Genomic DNA, 15,818 nt, shown 5'->3' with positions numbered 1-15,818 from the left:
GATCACCGTGACGAAAGGACGACCATGAGCACGGATCTCCCCGAACCGTCCGATGCCGAGACCGCGGCGTTCAGTGACGAGGACGGCGTTCTGTACGACGAAGACGTGACGCCCGAGTTCGGCGTCCTCGGGTTCACGCTGCGTGAGCTCCTCATCGTCGGGGTGTGGCTGGTGGCATTCGTCGTCTCCTTCTTCCCGTTCGCGGGCTCGTCCTCCATCTGGGCCACCGGCATCCAGTGGATCCTGCCCATCGGTGTGCCGACCGTCGCGGTTTTCCTCGTGGTCCTCCGTCGTTTCTCACCGGACGGGATCCGTCGCGTGGGGTCGCTCGGAATCGATCAGTTCGCGTCGGTCGCGTTCTCTGTCGCGGCAGTCTTCTGGGTGAGCATCCTCTGGAGCGCCGTTGCCGCGGTGATCGAACTCGGCGTCTTCGGGCTCTTCTGGAGTGGCATCGTGCAGCTCCTCGCCTCGCTCGCGCTCGTGGCGCTCACCGTCTTCGCCCCGATCATTCCGGGGCTGAAAGAGGACTTCCAGGGCCGACTGGTCACGCTCGCGCACCGCAATGCCAACCCCGTGCGTCCGGTCATCGCCCGACCTCGCCCCGAGCCGGTCGCTCCCGTCGAGCCCGCGCCCGAGCCCGCGCCCGAGGCCGCGCCTGAGGCCGCGCCTGGCGCGGAGTCCGATGAGGCGGTCGTCGAGTCCGCCGAGGCGTTCGCTGCGGAATCGAATCCCGAGACCCACGTGGTCGATGTCGTCGCTCTCGACGTCGAACTTTCCGGGCAGCACGCGACCGACGAGGTGGCACGCCTCGATCTCGCCGAGCAGGTGCCGCTGGTGGCGCATGCCTCGGGCGGTGGAACCGGAACCGAGGACACGACGGCCGACGAGGACTACGTCCCCGCCTACTCACGCCGTTCCCGGAACCAGGAGATCGCGTCCGACACCGGCAGCATCGAATCGCTGCTGGAGACGGCGCAGACGGTAGAGACCGGCAGCTCAGACGACACCGACGTCATCGACGACGAGCTGTTCGCCGAGACCGACCTCGACGCGACGAATCCGCGCGAACCCGCCGCCGTCGCGCAGCCTTTCTGGGTTCTCGCCCCGACGGAACGCGACGTCCACGACGAGCGCGGTGAACCGCTCTTCCGTATCGGTCCGGATGCCTGGGCCCTCGTGATCGAGGATCGTGGCGGCGCCTACGTCGTGCGCCACGACGACGGCCGCATCGGCTACCTCCACGAGATCTCCGACGTCACGAAGGGCTGACATGCGCTCGATCGATCTGCGAGGGCGCGAGCTCTCGCCCTCCGACATGCTCGCGGCGGTTCCCCGCGCCGCGCAGGCCCGCGCCGAGGCCCTCGAGGCGGCGACCCGCATCGTCGACGACGTGCGCGAACGTGGAGTGACCGCGCTGCGCGAGCAGGCGGAGCGATTCGACGGGGTGACCGGCCACGCCGTGCGTGTCCCGGAATCGCACATCTCCGAGGCTCTCGCCTCGGTCGACCCGGTCGTGCGCGCGGCGCTCGAAGAGGCGATCGTGCGTGTTCGCCAGGGATCCGAAGCACAGGTGCCCGCACCGCAGACCACCACAATCGGTCCCGGCGCTCGGATCCTGCAGCGCTGGCAGCCGGTCTCCCGAGCGGGTGTGTACATCCCCGGCGGCAAGGCACCCCTCGCGTCCAGTGTCGTCATGAACGTGGTTCCCGCGCAGGTCGCCGGGGTGCAGCACATCGCCCTCGCCTCCCCGCCGCAGGCGGCACACGACGGTCGGATCCACCCGACGATCCTCGCCGCAGCAGCTCTGCTCGGAATCGACGAGGTCTACGCGATCGGCGGAGCCGGAGCCATCGGCGCCTTCGCGTGGGGCGTGCCGGAGATCGGGCTCGACCCGGTCGACGTCGTCTCCGGTCCGGGCAACAACTACGTGGCCTCCGCGAAGCGAGTGGTCGCCGGCGTGGTCGGGACCGACTCGGAGGCCGGTGCGACCGAGATCCTCATCGTCGCGGACGAGAGCGCCGACCCGCGTCTCGTGGCCGCCGACCTGATCAGCCAGGCGGAGCACGACGAGCAGGCCTCTGCCGTTCTCGTCACCGACTCTCCCGAACTCGCGACCAGGGTCGCCGAAGAGGTCGCTCGCCAGGTGCAGCGCACGCAGCACAGCGAGCGGGTCGCCGCGGCGCTTGCCGGACCCCAGTCCGCGATCGTGCTCGTCGACGGCCGGGATATGGCGGCGGCATTCAGCAATGCGTACGCGCCCGAGCACCTCGAGCTCCACCTCGTCGACGCCGAAGAGGCGGCATCCGCCTTCACCAGCGCCGGCGCGGTGTTCGTCGGCGACCAGACTCCGGTCAGCCTCGGCGACTATATGGCCGGGAGCAACCACGTGCTGCCCACCGGCGGACAGGCGCGCTACGCCTCGGGGCTCGGCGCCTACACGTTCCTGCGTCCTCAGCAGGTGATCTCGTACGACCGCGCCGCGCTCACCAGGGTGCGGGAAGGCGTCGTCGCGCTGGCGAATGCCGAGGAGCTGCCCGCGCACGGCGAGGCGATCGAGGCGCGGTTCACCGCGTAGGATCGGTCAGATGCACTGCCCCTTCTGCCGTCATTCCGACTCGCGCGTCATCGACTCGCGCACCAGCGATGACGGGCTCTCGATCAGACGGCGTCGTCAGTGCCCCGAATGCGGCGGGCGCTTCACCACCACCGAGACCGCGAGCCTGAACGTGATCAAACGTTCCGGAGTGATGGAGCCGTTCAGCCGGGAGAAGGTCATCTCCGGTGTGCGGAAGGCGTGTCAAGGGCGGCCCGTGACCGAGGCCGACCTCGCGATCCTCGCCCAGCGCGTGGAGGAAGCGGTTCGGCAGACCGGGGTCTCCCAGCTCGACACCAACGAGATCGGTCTCGCCATCCTCGGACCGCTGCGCGATCTCGACGAGGTCGCCTTCCTCCGCTTCGCCAGCGTCTACCAGGCTTTCGATTCGCTCGAGGACTTCGAATCCGCGATCACCGATCTCCGTGCCGACCACGCGGAACAGGAGTCGGCAGACCGGTAATCTGGCAGGGATGTATCCGCTGCTCTTCCGCGCTGTCCTCTCGCGCTTCGATCCCGAGTTCGCCCACCATGCCGGCATGGTGGTGATCCGGGTGCTCGGTGCACCGCCGTTCGCGGGGGTCACGCGGGCCATGACCCGCCCTGATCCCTCCCTCCGCGTCGAGGCCCTCGGGCTGTCGTTCCCGTCGCCCTTCGGTATCGCGGCCGGTTTCGACAAGAACGCGATCGGGGTGCGCGGTCTCGCCGCCCTCGGATTCGGTCACGTCGAGGTGGGGACCGTCACCGCCGTCCCGCAGCCGGGCAACCCGAAGCCGCGGTTGTTCCGACTGATCGCCGACCGCGCGGTCATCAACCGCATGGGCTTCAACAACGAGGGTGCGGATGCCGTCGCCCGGCGTCTCGCGAAGCTTCGACGCGGCGCGCCTGACACTGTGATCGGCGTGAACATCGGCAAGAGCCGCGTCGTCGAGGTCGAGGACGCCACCGCAGACTACGTGGCCTCCGCGACCCGGCTCGCCCCACTCGCCGACTACGTGGCCGTCAACGTGTCGTCGCCGAACACTCCGGGCCTGCGTGGGCTGCAGGCAGTGGAGACGCTGGCGCCTCTGCTGCGCGCGGTGCGCGAGGCAGCCGGAGCCACGCCGCTCCTGGTGAAGATCGCCCCGGACCTCCCCGATGAGGAGATCGCAGCGATCTCGCAGATGGCAGTCGCCGAAGGACTCGCCGGCATCATCGCGCACAACACCACGATCAGCCGTGACGGCCTGCTGACCGACGCGGAGACCGTGGAGGCGGCCGGTGCGGGCGGCCTCTCCGGTGCGCCGCTGAAGCAGCGGTCGCTCGAGGTGCTCCGCATCGTCCGTGCGTCGGTGCCGGCCGACTTCTGCGTGATCGCCGTCGGGGGAGTGGAGACCCCTGCCGATGTGCAGGAGCGCCTGGAAGCCGGTGCGACCCTGGTGCAGGGCTACACGGCGTTCCTCTACCGCGGCCCCTTCTGGGGCCGCGAGATCAACCGAGGGCTGGTCAGTCGGGGTACTGTCCGCGCTTGACCTGCGGCTTCGGCAGACGCATGAAGCGCATCTGCAGTGCGCGCATCCCGGCGTACCATCCGAGGCCCTTCTCCATGCGCTCGGCGCCGAACTTCGCCGCGACCTTGCGCTTGACCCGGAACCCGAGCAGGATCATGCCGCCGATCGCGATCACGAGGTAGGCCATCATCACGGCGTAGGCGTAGAGCGAGATCACGGGGCTGGCGGGGACGAGCGATGCCAGGATGACGAGCACCATGATGGCCATCACGAACTCGGCGGGGTGCCAGCCGGCGTCGACGTAGTCGCGCACCCAGCGCCGCTGCGGGCCCTTGTCGCGAGCGGGGAGGAACTTCTCCTCGCCGGCGGCCATGCCGGCCTGTGCGCGTGCACGACGCTCGTTGAGCTCGGCGCGGGCCGCCGCCTTGGCCTCTTTGGTGTTCGCGACCAGGGGACGACGACGGGCCGCCTCCTGCTCCGCGCGGGTCGGCGTCGCGCGCCCCTTGCCGACGGCTGGCGTCTCGGGGGCGTCGTCGTTCGTCGAAGGGGAGACAGGGGTAGTGGCCACGAGGTTCCTCGGTTCGCTGAAGGTGGATCACCTTAAGATTACTCGCATGACCTCTTCCGCTCACCACGGCCAGCAAACACCTCCCAGCGAATCGGACGCCGCCGTCCTCGAAGCCGTCGCCACCGGCATCCCCTCCGCGCTGTCGGACCTGGGTCATCTCGTCCGCATTCCGGGCATGGCCTGGCCGGCCTTCGACCAGACGCAGCTGGAACGCAGCGCCGAGGCGGTCGCCGCGCTGGTCGACGGCACCGGAGTGTTCGACGAGGTGCGAGTGCTCCGCTCCGCCGTCCCCGGAACCGATGAACTCGGTCAGCCGGCGGTGCTGGCCATCCGGGCCGCCCGCAACGGCAAGCCCACCATCCTGCTCTACGCGCACCACGATGTGCAGCCTCCCGGAGACGATGAGCTCTGGGAGACGCCGCCGTTCGAGCCGACCGTGCGCGACGGGCGCCTGTACGGGCGCGGCGCCGCCGACGACAAGGCGGGCATCATGGCGCACGTCGCGTCGATCCGTGCGGTGAGCGAGGTGCTCGGCGACGACCTCGACCTGGGCATCGCGATGTTCATCGAGGGTGAGGAGGAGTACGGATCGCGTTCCTTCGCGCAGTTCCTCTCCGACAACAAGGAGGCGCTGCGAGCAGACGCGATCGTCGTCGCCGACTCCGGCAACTGGGACTCGGTCACGCCGGGCCTCACCGTCTCGCTCCGGGGCAACGCGCGCTTCACGATGCGGGTGCGCACGCTGGATCACGCATCCCACTCCGGCATGTTTGGGGGAGCGGTCCCCGACGCGATGATGGCGACGGTCAAGCTCCTCTCGACGCTGTGGAACGACGACGGCTCGGTCGCCGTCGAGGGTCTGCTCGAGCGCGATGCGCCGACGCCGGACTACTCGGAGGCCACTCTGCGCGATGAGGCCGGACTGCTGCCCGGCACGACTCCGGTCGGCAACGGCACGATCCTCAGCCGCATCTGGAACAAGCCGGCGATCACGCTCATCGGCATCGACGCGACGAGTGTTGCGGCGGCATCCAACACCCTCCTGCCCGAGGTCACCGTGGTCATCAGTGCGCGCGTCGCACCGGGCCAGACGGGGGAGGAGGCCTACGAGGTGCTCCAGGATCACCTCCGCGCCCACGCCCCGTTCGGTGCAGAGCTCACGTTCTCCGAAGCTGACCTCGGCAACGGATTCCTCGCCGACACGAGCGGCTGGGCCGCAGCCCTCACCCGGGACGCGATGCGTGACGCCTACGGCGTGGCGCCGATCGACCTCGGTGTGGGCGGATCGATCCCGTTCATCGCCGATCTGGTGCGGGAGTTCCCCGCAGCGCAGATCCTCGTCACGGGAGTCGAGGACCCGCACTCGCGGGCGCACAGCCCCAACGAATCCCTGCACCTGGACACCTTCCGGCACGCCGTGGCGACCGAGGCGCTGCTGCTTTCTCGGATGAACGGGGTCGACCTCTGAGCCGCGGGGCGAGACCGGCGGTAGAATTGCCCGGAACGCCGTGCCACTGCGGCCCGTCACAAGGAGCGACATGAGCGACACCACCCTGACTTCCGAGACCACCACCCGCGCCCACGGCATCAGCCTCACCGACGCTGCGGCCGTCAAGGTAAAGAACCTGCTCGAGCAGGAGGGCCGCGACGACCTCCGTCTGCGCGTCGCCGTGCAGCCCGGCGGATGCTCCGGTCTGATCTACCAGCTCTACTTCGACGAGCGTTTCCTCGAGGACGATGTCACCGTCGACTTCGACGGCGTCGAGGTCATCGTCGACAACATGAGCGTCCCGTATCTCGACGGCGCGTCCATCGATTTCAAGGACACGATCTCGGAGCAGGGCTTCACGATCGACAACCCGAATGCGGCCGGCAGCTGCGCCTGCGGCGACAGCTTCCACTGATCCGAACGACCCCGTCAACCTGCGTGGTTGGCATGAATCAGGTGTGAGGTTGCCCTAGACTTGGGTGTGCCCTGTCCGCAATCTGAAAGGTGCATCGTGCCCTCGAAACACCGCCTTCGTTGGGCCGCTCTTCCCGTGGGAGTAGTGGCAGCCGTGGTCCTGGCGGGATGTACCACCACAGAGTTGAACGGCTATCTTCCCGGCTTCATCGAGGGTGAGCCTGCGGCCACCAATCAGACCGAGCGCGTGTCGTCCCTCTGGGTCAACTCCTGGATCGTCCTCCTCGCCGTCGGCGTCATCACCTGGGGCCTGATGGCCTGGGCCGCGATCGCGTACCGCCGTCGCAAGGGCCAGACCGGCCTGCCGGTGCAGATGCGCTACAACATGCCGATCGAGATCTTCTACACGATCGTGCCGCTCATCCTCGTGCTGGGCATGTTCTTCTTCACGGCTCGCGACCAGGCCGCGATCGAGGCGAAGTGGGATGACCCCGACGTCGAGATCACCGCGATCGCCAAGCAGTGGGCGTGGGACTTCCAGTACGACGCCGATTCCGAAGACGACACCGTCTGGACGATGGGCATCCAGGCACAGCCCGATGCCGAAGGCAACATCGACAAGTCGCAGCTGCCGACCCTGGTGCTCCCGGTCGACAAGAAGGTCACGATCGACCTCCAGTCCCGCGACGTCATCCACTCCTTCTGGATCATCGACTTCCTCTACAAGAAGGACATGTTCATCGGGAAGGACAACTCCTGGTCCTTCATCCCGACCCGTGTCGGAGAGTACGCCGGCAAGTGCGCCGAGCTCTGCGGTGAGTACCACTCGATGATGCTCTTCAACGTCAAGGTCGTCGAGCAGGACGAGTACGACGCCTATCTCGCCTCTATCAAGGAGGAAGGCAACACGGGAGACATCACGGACGAGTACGACCGTCTCTCGAACTTCCCCGGCACCACCGGGAAGAGTGACTCCGAGGAAGGAGAGGAGTAAGCCATGTCGACCACTGAAGCGCCCCGCACCGACGAGGCTCCCCGCTCCCGCCCCAACGCCCTGCCCGCTCGTCAGGCAGCTCTCATGAGCTCCTCGCGCGTCGAGCAGAAGGGCAACATCGTCGTCAAGTGGATCACCTCCACCGACCACAAGACCATCGGGTACATGTACCTGATCGCGTCCGTGCTGTTCTTCCTCCTCGGCGGTGTGATGGCTCTCGTCATCCGCGCCGAGCTGTTCGCGCCGGGTATGCAGATCATCCCGACGAAGGAGCAGTACAACCAGCTGTTCACGATGCACGGCACGATCATGCTGCTGATGTTCGCGACGCCGCTGTTCGCCGGATTCGCCAACGCGATCCTGCCGCTGCAGATCGGTGCCCCCGACGTCGCATTCCCGCGTCTGAACGCCTTCGCCTTCTGGCTCTTCCTCTTCGGATCGACGATCGCGGTCGCCGGCTTCCTCACACCGCAGGGTGCGGCTTCGTTCGGATGGTTCGCCTATCAGCCGCTCGCGGGAGCGTCGTTCACACCGGGCGCCGGTGGAAACCTCTGGATGGTCGGTCTCGGAATCTCCGGTTTCGGAACGATTCTCGGTGCGGTGAACTTCATCACCACGATCATCACGATGCGTGCCCCTGGCATGACCATGTGGCGCATGCCGATCTTCTCCTGGAACACGCTCATCACGAGCCTCCTGGTCCTGATGGCGTTCCCGGTGCTGGCAGCAGCGATCTTCGCCGCCGCGGCCGACCGCATCCTCGGTGCTCACATCTACGACCCGGCCAACGGTGGCGTCCTGCTGTGGCAGCACCTGTTCTGGTTCTTCGGCCACCCCGAGGTCTACATCATCGCGCTGCCGTTCTTCGGCATCGTGTCCGAGATCTTCCCGGTGTTCAGCCGCAAGCCGATCTTCGGATACAAGACCCTCGTCTACGCGACCATCGCGATCGCGGCCCTGTCTGTGGCGGTGTGGGCGCACCACATGTACGTCACCGGCTCCGTGCTGCTGCCGTTCTTCGCGCTGATGACGATGCTCATCGCCGTGCCGACGGGTGTGAAGATCTTCAACTGGATCGGAACGCTCTGGCGAGGCTCGGTGACCTTCGAGACCCCGATGGTCTTCGCCCTCGGCTTCCTGGTCTCCTTCGTCTTCGGTGGTCTGACCGGTGTGATCCTCGCGGCCCCGCCGCTCGACTTCGCGCTCTCCGACTCGTACTTCGTCGTCGCGCACTTCCACTACGTCGTCTTCGGCACCGTCGTGTTCGCGATGTTCGCCGGCTTCTACTTCTGGTGGCCGAAGTGGACCGGACGCATGCTCAACGAGCGCCTCGGGTACGTGCACTTCTGGATGCTGTTCATCGGCTTCCACATGACGTTCCTCATCCAGCACTGGCTCGGTGTCGACGGCATGGTGCGTCGCTACGCGGACTACTCGGCGGCTGACGGCTGGACCTGGCAGAACCAGGTCTCCACGATCGGCGCGATCATCCTCGGCGCTTCGATGCTCCCGTTCTTCCTGAACGTCTGGATCACGGCGCGCAAGGCTCCGAAGGTCACGGTCAACGACCCGTGGGGTTATGGCGCCTCGCTCGAGTGGGCGACGTCGTGCCCGCCGCCGCGACACAACTTCACGTCGATCCCGCGTATCCGCAGCGAGCGTCCGGCATTCGACCTGAACCACCCGGAGGCGGCCGAGTTCTCGGTCAGCGTCCCCGGCGAGCGAGAGGCGCACTGAGTCATGCGCGACAACGTCATTCTCTGGTGGATCCTGACGGCGTTCTTCGCCCTCGTCGGCGTCGTCTACACCGGCTGGCACATCCTGGCCACCCCGAACGAGAACTTCGCGATGCGGATCGAGTGGGTCGGCACGGTCGCCCTGTTCTTCGCGGCTTTCATGGGCGCCATGATCGCGTTCTACCTCGACCGCACTCACGCGGCACAGCAGGGTGAGCTTCCCGAAGACATCCTGACGGCAGACATCGACGACGGCGACCCCGAGCTCGGCGAGTTCAGCCCGTGGTCGTGGTGGCCGATCGTCCTGGCCGGTTCCGCTGCGGTGTTCGTCGTCGGCCTCGCCGTCGGACACTTCCTGCTCCCGATCGGGCTCGCGATCTTCGTCGTCGCGATCGTCGGCTGGGTGTACGAGTACTACCGCGGCCACTTCGCCCGCTGACACACATCACGAAGAAGGCCCCCGGATCCGTCCGGGGGCCTTCTTGTGTGCGGGGCGCGTTCAGTCGCGTGGCTTCAACGCCGTCACCCCGTCGACGAGATTGAGGACGATGTAGTCCTCGTCGTCGAGCCCGGCGACCGCCGTGGTTCCTGCGGTGACCGTGGCGTCGGCGTCGCGAGTCCCGTCGGACGCGCAGAGGCCGAGCACCGGGGCCAGGCGGTACGCCGTCGGACGGGACGCGTTGAACGGGCCGATGAGTTCGGGGCGCTCGGCGGGCTGGGTGCACAGGAGACGCGCCTTCGGTGGCAGCGGCGTGAGGGAACCGTCCTTCGGATCCACCAGGGTCACGACTCCGTCCAGAGACATCGGGACGCGAGGACCGGCGAGATACGAGGTGCCGCCTTCGTCGGCGGATCGGATGCTCGTCGTATCGCCTCCGAAGGGCACTTCCCAGAGGACCTTCCCTGTCGCGGCGTCGACGCCGATGAGATCCGTCTCGAAGTCGTCGTAGGAGACGTCTTCGGCGCTCGTGCCGTTCCAGTGCCAGCTGAGTGACCCGGAGGCGAAACGGCAGAGCGTCAGCACACCGTCGACGGGGTCGACGAGGCCCGTCGTGAAGTCGCAGGGCGCCGTGGCCTGATGCTCCCACACGGTGTCGCCGCTGTCGGGGTCGAGCGCGACGAAGCGAAGCGAGCCGTAATCGACGACGACGTCATAGGGCTTCGAGTCATCGGCGGCCGTCGCCGTGAACGCCAAGCCGACGCCCAGAAGGGGCAGATCGCTCTCGGCATCCTTCCATGCCCAGCCGGCCGCGCTGGTGGTGCCCGTGCCGAAGACGTCGGCGTAGGGGCGGGTCCAGCGGTACTCACCTCCGCGGCCGTACCGCAGCTGCTCGGGTCCGGCCGCCGCGTCACTGACCGAGACGTACGTCCCGAGCATCTGCCCGCCCTCGAGGAACGGCGCGTCGGCGCCGGTGGTGGGGACGAGCGAACCGCCGTCGGCGAGATCGAACATCAGGCTCTTCTGAGTCTCGTACTCGGTGTCTGCCTGCGCTGCCGTCACGCAGAAGGTGTCGCCGCAGACGGTCGGACGAGTGCCCCACAACAGCGTCGTCGAGAGCCCGGGTGACAACGACTCACCGGAGTGGAGGTCGAGCGCAGCGAAGGTGCCGAAGTACGCGGCGTTCTCGCCGCTGGTCGGCAGCAGCACAGCGACCGACCAGGTGCCGTCTTCGAGTCGCGTGACGGCGACCCCGTGCTCGGTGTCGGGCGAATCGTTGCCGACGAAGGTCGGGCGTCGCCACAGTTCGGTACCGGTGGCGAGATCCCGCGCGACCATGGCCGTGCTGGCGTCCTCTCCGACGACGTAGGCCAGGTAGACACCATCGGCGACCGCGGGTGCGCTGAGCAGTCGGTCGTCGGCCGTCCACGCGACAGCTGCCTGTGTCTCCCAGCCTTGCGTCAGGGGATCCGGTTCAGCACCGGGCGTGCATCCCGCAAGAACCAACGCGGCGACGAGCGCTCCGCCAGCGCACACACGGGATCGGATCGATCGGGTCATGCGTCTCCTCCGGGCAGCGAATCGGTATCCGATGCTAGCGCGGCGGCGCCCGCCCGACGGCTCCAAGAGGGAGAAGTCAGTGGAACTACGGAGTCACGCGCGCCTGCGGATACGAGCCACTCCGGTGAGGGGGTCGACGGGGCGTCGATGCACACCGTCGGCGTCCTCCACCGGGTAGCCCTCCCTGACCCAATACTCGAATCCGCCGATCATCTCCCGAACGCGGTATCCGAGCTTCGCGAACTCGAGGGCGCCCTTGGCTCCCGCGTTGCATCCGGGACTCCAGCAGTAGACGACCACGTCGGCGTCTGCGGGAATCTCCTGCGGCGCCCGCGACGCGATCTCGCTGTAGTGCATGTGCACGGCTCCGGCGACGTGCCCCTGAGCCCACGCTTCATCGGATCGCACGTCGATCACGACGAGGCTCTCTCCGCCCTTCAGAGCGGCGTGCACGTCGCTGGCATCCGTCTCATAGGCGAGCTTGGCGGCGAAGAACTCGGAACGTTCGATCATGTCCTCAGCCTAGAGTCGAGCGCCGGTACCGGGGCTGCACATTCCCGCCGACCAGCGCCCGATTTCCGCCACCTCGTCGGCACTCAGAGAACGGCCGTCATCTGCACCCTTCGGCCGTGCCGGTCCAGGTGCAGGGCCTCCTCCGTGGCGACGAGACGGTGGTGGAATGCGGAGTCCGGCTCGGTCTCGACGAAGCCGCACGAGGCGTAGAACGGGGCATTCCACGGCACGTCTGCGTAGGTGCGCAGGGTGATGCTCCGGTGTCCTCTCGTGCGCGCCTCGGTCAGAGCCGCGCGCACCAGGCGGCGACCGATGCCCTGGCGGCCGTGATCCGGGAGCACCGAGAGCTGCTCGAGGTGCGCGATCTCGTCGATCTCGAGCACATGGACGAAGCCGACCGGCTCCGCGTCGGTCCCGCCATCCGCAGGCTCCGCGACGAGGACGAAGCCGGGCAGGGTGGCGCGCTCATGGGCGGTGGTCGGGGGAGGCCAGTCCTCGGCGCCGAAGCGTTCGATCAGCAGGGCATCGGCGATGGTCTCGATCTGCTCCGTCGCGGCGTCGTCTGCCGGTCGCGCCGGTCGTACGCGAACGGTCACGACTCCTCGGTCGCAACAGCGGCGATCGCCTCGATCTCGACCAGCTGATCGTCATACCCGAGGACGGTGACACCCATCAGCGTGCTGGGGACGTCGTGGGCGCCGAACGCCGCGTGGACGACGTCCCAGGCGGTGACGAGGTCGGCCTGGGATGAGGAGGCCACCAGGACGCGCGTGCTGATGACGTCGGTGAGGGTCGCCCCCGCAGCGCGAAGGGCGTTCTGGAGGGTGAGGATGCACTGCGTCGCCTGCCCGGCGTAGTCGCCCGGCGCGGCGGTCGTACCGTCGTCGTTGAGCGGGCACGCGCCGGCGAGGAAGATGAGGCGGGAGTTCGCAGGAGCCGTCGCGGCGTAGGCGTAGGGTGCGTCGGCGAGTGAGCGGGAGCGGATGAGTTGAACGATGGAGGACACCTCTCGATCCTTTCACGACGATGCAGGGGACCGAGTGCGACGACAAAGGCCCCGTCCGGATCGGACGAGGCCTTCATCGTGGGGGAGTGGCGACTACTCGCCCTCCTCCGACTTCTTCTTGCGCGGCTTCTTCACCGGCTCCGTGGCGATGACGGTGCTCGGAGTGTTCGACGTCTCGTCGATGTGCGTCTCGTCGACGGTGAGCGGGGCGTCCGGGAAGCCGGCGCGCTCGTGCGCACCCTGGATCTCGGCGGCCTCGGTCTCTTCGTTCTGAGCCGTGACGTGGTGCTGGTGCGCATCGGCCGCTTCGACCTCGGCCTGCGTGAGCGGCGCGAGACGGTCCTCGAAGAACCAGCGCGAGATCGAGGAACGGAGGTTCTCCGTCCACGGGATCCGGCCCTTGGCGTTCGGGCGGACGACGAGAGGCTCGTATCCGTCGACGTCGATGAGCTTCCAACGGTCGTACTGGTCGACCGGCTGGTGCACCTCGATGAACTCGCCACCGGGGAGGCGGACGATGCGGCCGGACTCGAAGCCGTGCAGCACGATCTCGCGGTCCTTCTTCTGGAGCGCGATGCAGATGCGCTTCGTGACGAAGTAACCCAGGATCGGTCCGACGAACAGCAGCGCCTGGAGCGAGTGGATGACACCCTCCATGGTGAGCATGAAGTGCGTCGCGATGAGGTCGGAGGATGCTGCAGCCCACAGCACGGCGTAGAAGATGACTCCGGCAACGCCGATGGCGGTGCGGGTCGCCGCGTTGCGCGGGCGCTGAGCCAGGTGGTGTTCGCGCTTGTCGCCCGTGATCCACGCCTCGATGAAGGGGTAGATCGCGACGGCCACGATGAACAGTCCGAGCACGGCGACAGGGAGCAGGATGCCGAACGACCAGGTGCGGTCGAACAGGACCAGGTCGAGGTTCGACGGTGCCAGGCGGAGCGCGCCGTCGGCGAATCCGATGTACCAGTCGGGCTGGGTTCCGGCCGAGACGGGGGACGGGTCGTACGGGCCGTAGTTCCAGATCGGGTTGATCTGGAAGAACGTCGCGATCAGCACGATCACACCGAAGACGATGAACAGGTATCCGCCCATCTTCGACATGTACACCGGCATCATCGGGTAGCCCACGACGTTGTCGTTCGTGCGGCCGGGGCCCGCGAACTGCGTGTGCTTGTTGACGATCATCAGCATCAGGTGCACGACGATGAGTCCGATGATGATCAGCGGCAGCAGCAGGATGTGCAGCGTGTACAGGCGTCCGACGATGTCGGTGCCCGGGAACTCGCCGCCGAAGAGCATGAACGAGGTCCACGTGCCGATCAGGGGGAGGCCCTTGATCATGCCGTCGATGATGCGGAGACCATTACCCGAGAGCAGGTCGTCGGGGAGCGAGTAGCCGGTGAAGCCCTCGGCCATCGCCAGGATGAAGAGCACGAAGCCGATCACCCAGTTCAGCTCGCGCGGCTTGCGGAACGCACCGGTGAAGTAGACGCGGAGCATGTGCACGCCGATGCCGGCGATGAACACGAGTGCGGCCCAGTGGTGGATCTGCCGCACCAGGAGCCCGCCGCGCAGGTCGAACGAGATGTGCAGCGACGACTCGAGCGCTGCGGACATCTCGATGCCGCGCATCGGTGCGTAGGCGCCCGTGTAGTGGGTCTCCACCATCGAGGCCTGGAAGAAGAACGTCAGGAAGGTTCCGGAGAGGAACACGACGACGAAGCTCCAGAGCGCGATCTCACCGAGCATGAACGACCAGTGGTCGGGGAAGATCTTGCGACCCAGCTCCTTGACGAAGCCGGAGAGGCTGGTGCGCTCATCGATGTAGTTCGACGCGGCGCCGACGAAGCGACCGCCGAGCGGGGCCTTCGTGTCCTTGTCGTCTTTGGACAGCGTTGCGGTGCTCAATGGCGCTCCCAGAAGCTCGGGCCGACGGGTTCCTTGAAGTCGCTGCGTGCGATCAGGTAGCCCTCGTCATCGACGGTGATGGGCAGCTGCGGCAGCGGGCGAGCCGCCGGGCCGAAGATGACCTTGGCGTGGTCCGTGACGTCGAACTGCGACTGGTGGCACGGGCACAGCAGGTGGTGGGTCTGCTGCTCGTACAGGGCCACAGGGCAGCCGACGTGCGTGCAGACCTTGGAGTACGCGACGATGCCGTCGTAGGACCAGTCCTTGCGGTCCTCGGCCTCGGTCAGCTGCTCCGGGCGGAGGCGCATCATCAGGACGATGGCCTTCGCCTTCTCCTCGAGGTAGCCGTCGTGGTGGCTGAGCTCTGCGAGCTCCTCGGGGATGACGTGGAATGCGGAACCGAGCGTGACATCGGCCGCGCGGATGGGGGTGCCGTCCGGGTCGCGGACCAGGCGCGAGCCCTCTTCCCACATCGTGTGCTTGAGCAGCACGACCGGGTCGCCCGCAGTCGGGTCCTCGGGCGTGGAGTGCGGAGCGAGGCCGCGGAAGAGCGTGACACCCGGGATGATCGATGCGACGATCGCCGCGAAGAGCGAGTTGCGGATCATCGAGCGACGTCCGAAGCCGGACTCCTCGTTCGCGTCGGCGAAGGACTTGATGGCCGCCTCGCGGGTGGAGTCCTTGCCGCGCGTCGGGTGGCGGTACTCGACGTGCTCCTTGTCGGACATCAGCGCCTTGGACCAGTGGATCGCACCGATGCCGAGGGCCAGCAGCGCGAGAGCGATGCCGAGTCCGATGAAGAGGTTGTTCTGTCGGATGTCGATGAGCGCGCCGCTCTCGATCGGGAACAGCATGTAGGCGGCGACCGCCCAGATGCTCCCGGCGAGCGAGAGGTAGAACAGGGTGTAGACAGTGCGGTCCGCGGTCTTCTCAGCGCGCGGGTCCTTGTCGGTCATCCGCTCGCGGTGCGGCGGCAGCCCCGGGTTCTGCACGGGATCGCTGACTGCGACACCCAGCCCCGGAGAGGGCTGGTAGGCCCTGTCAAGAGCCTGCGAGTCGTCGTCGTGTGCCATGGTGCTCCTCGTACGTTCCTCTTCGATGAATAAGC

Annotated in this window: 16 protein-coding genes; 9 read left to right on the top strand and 7 right to left on the bottom strand. The window is 67.3% G+C overall.

Annotated features, from left to right (window positions below):
• Nucleotides 1–24 precede the first annotated feature (24 nt).
• Genes V5D55_RS17995 through V5D55_RS17980 form a run of 4 tightly spaced genes read left to right on the top strand, consistent with a single transcriptional unit; the run spans nt 25 to nt 4,104 of the window.
• Nucleotides 25–1,269 carry a hypothetical protein gene (locus V5D55_RS17995; RefSeq protein WP_435745683.1) on the top strand — a complete coding sequence of 415 codons (1,245 nt, stop codon included), beginning with the start codon at nt 25–27 and terminating at the stop codon, nt 1,267–1,269.
• Between the two features lies 1 nt (nt 1,270).
• Complete coding sequence (gene hisD, locus V5D55_RS17990; RefSeq protein WP_435745681.1) at nt 1,271–2,575, top strand: histidinol dehydrogenase; 1,305 nt, start codon at nt 1,271–1,273, stop codon at nt 2,573–2,575.
• A gap of 10 nt (nt 2,576–2,585) precedes the next feature.
• Complete coding sequence (gene nrdR, locus V5D55_RS17985) at nt 2,586–3,056, top strand: transcriptional regulator NrdR (RefSeq protein ID WP_435745678.1); 471 nt, start codon at nt 2,586–2,588, stop codon at nt 3,054–3,056.
• 10 nt (nt 3,057–3,066) lie between these two features.
• Nucleotides 3,067–4,104 (top strand): quinone-dependent dihydroorotate dehydrogenase, encoded by a 1,038-nt coding sequence (locus V5D55_RS17980; protein ID WP_435745676.1) that lies wholly within the window; start codon nt 3,067–3,069, stop codon nt 4,102–4,104.
• On the opposite strand, the gene V5D55_RS17975 is transcribed toward V5D55_RS17980, so the two are convergent.
• Nucleotides 4,079–4,651 carry a DUF3043 domain-containing protein gene (locus tag V5D55_RS17975; RefSeq protein ID WP_435745673.1) on the bottom strand — a complete coding sequence of 191 codons (573 nt, stop codon included), beginning with the start codon at nt 4,649–4,651 and terminating at the stop codon, nt 4,079–4,081. The genes V5D55_RS17980 and V5D55_RS17975 overlap by 26 nt on opposite strands.
• A gap of 46 nt (nt 4,652–4,697) precedes the next feature.
• Here V5D55_RS17975 and V5D55_RS17970 point away from each other — a divergent pair, with 46 nt between their 5' ends.
• The 5 genes from V5D55_RS17970 (at nt 4,698) to V5D55_RS17950 (ending at nt 9,723) form a co-directional block, all read left to right on the top strand.
• Nucleotides 4,698–6,119, top strand: a complete 1,422-nt coding sequence (locus tag V5D55_RS17970; RefSeq protein ID WP_435745670.1) for a dipeptidase — start codon at nt 4,698–4,700, stop codon at nt 6,117–6,119.
• A gap of 70 nt (nt 6,120–6,189) precedes the next feature.
• Entirely contained in the window at nt 6,190–6,555 is a 366-nt protein-coding gene (gene erpA / locus V5D55_RS17965; RefSeq protein WP_307373262.1) for an iron-sulfur cluster insertion protein ErpA, read from the top strand.
• A gap of 96 nt (nt 6,556–6,651) precedes the next feature.
• Complete coding sequence (ctaC, locus tag V5D55_RS17960) at nt 6,652–7,548, top strand: aa3-type cytochrome oxidase subunit II (protein ID WP_435745667.1); 897 nt, start codon at nt 6,652–6,654, stop codon at nt 7,546–7,548.
• Nucleotides 7,549–7,551: 3 nt separating this feature from the next.
• A complete protein-coding gene (gene ctaD / locus V5D55_RS17955) occupies nt 7,552–9,285 on the top strand; it encodes an aa3-type cytochrome oxidase subunit I (RefSeq protein WP_435745665.1) in 1,734 nt (577 codons plus the stop codon).
• A gap of 3 nt (nt 9,286–9,288) precedes the next feature.
• Nucleotides 9,289–9,723, top strand: coding sequence for a cytochrome c oxidase subunit 4 (locus V5D55_RS17950; protein WP_307373270.1), 435 nt, complete (start codon nt 9,289–9,291; stop codon nt 9,721–9,723).
• Between the two features lie 60 nt (nt 9,724–9,783).
• Here V5D55_RS17950 and V5D55_RS17945 read toward each other — a convergent pair whose 3' ends face one another.
• From V5D55_RS17945 to qcrA, 6 genes are all read right to left on the bottom strand, one after another.
• Nucleotides 9,784–11,283, bottom strand: a complete 1,500-nt coding sequence (locus V5D55_RS17945) for a PQQ-binding-like beta-propeller repeat protein (protein WP_435745662.1) — start codon at nt 11,281–11,283, stop codon at nt 9,784–9,786.
• Nucleotides 11,284–11,376: 93 nt separating this feature from the next.
• On the bottom strand, nt 11,377–11,796 hold the full coding sequence (locus tag V5D55_RS17940; RefSeq protein ID WP_435745660.1) for a rhodanese-like domain-containing protein: 420 nt from the start codon (nt 11,794–11,796) through the stop codon (nt 11,377–11,379).
• A gap of 83 nt (nt 11,797–11,879) precedes the next feature.
• On the bottom strand, nt 11,880–12,392 hold the full coding sequence (locus tag V5D55_RS17935) for a GNAT family N-acetyltransferase (protein ID WP_435745657.1): 513 nt from the start codon (nt 12,390–12,392) through the stop codon (nt 11,880–11,882).
• Complete coding sequence (locus V5D55_RS17930; protein ID WP_435745654.1) at nt 12,389–12,802, bottom strand: RidA family protein; 414 nt, start codon at nt 12,800–12,802, stop codon at nt 12,389–12,391. The genes V5D55_RS17935 and V5D55_RS17930 overlap by 4 nt, the downstream gene beginning before the upstream one ends.
• A 93-nt stretch (nt 12,803–12,895) precedes the next feature.
• Nucleotides 12,896–14,710, bottom strand: coding sequence for a cytochrome bc1 complex cytochrome b subunit (gene qcrB / locus V5D55_RS17925; RefSeq protein WP_435745652.1), 1,815 nt, complete (start codon nt 14,708–14,710; stop codon nt 12,896–12,898).
• Complete coding sequence (gene qcrA, locus V5D55_RS17920) at nt 14,707–15,783, bottom strand: cytochrome bc1 complex Rieske iron-sulfur subunit (protein ID WP_435745649.1); 1,077 nt, start codon at nt 15,781–15,783, stop codon at nt 14,707–14,709. Before qcrA ends, qcrB begins: the two co-directional genes overlap by 4 nt.
• Nucleotides 15,784–15,818 lie beyond the last annotated feature (35 nt).

The sequence above is a fragment of the Microbacterium sp. PMB16 genome (assembly GCF_051294855.1).
Lineage (GTDB): Bacteria > Actinomycetota > Actinomycetes > Actinomycetales > Microbacteriaceae > Microbacterium.
The sequence above is the reverse complement of the archived record's forward strand: the minus strand, read 5'-3'. Positions and strand labels throughout refer to the sequence as shown.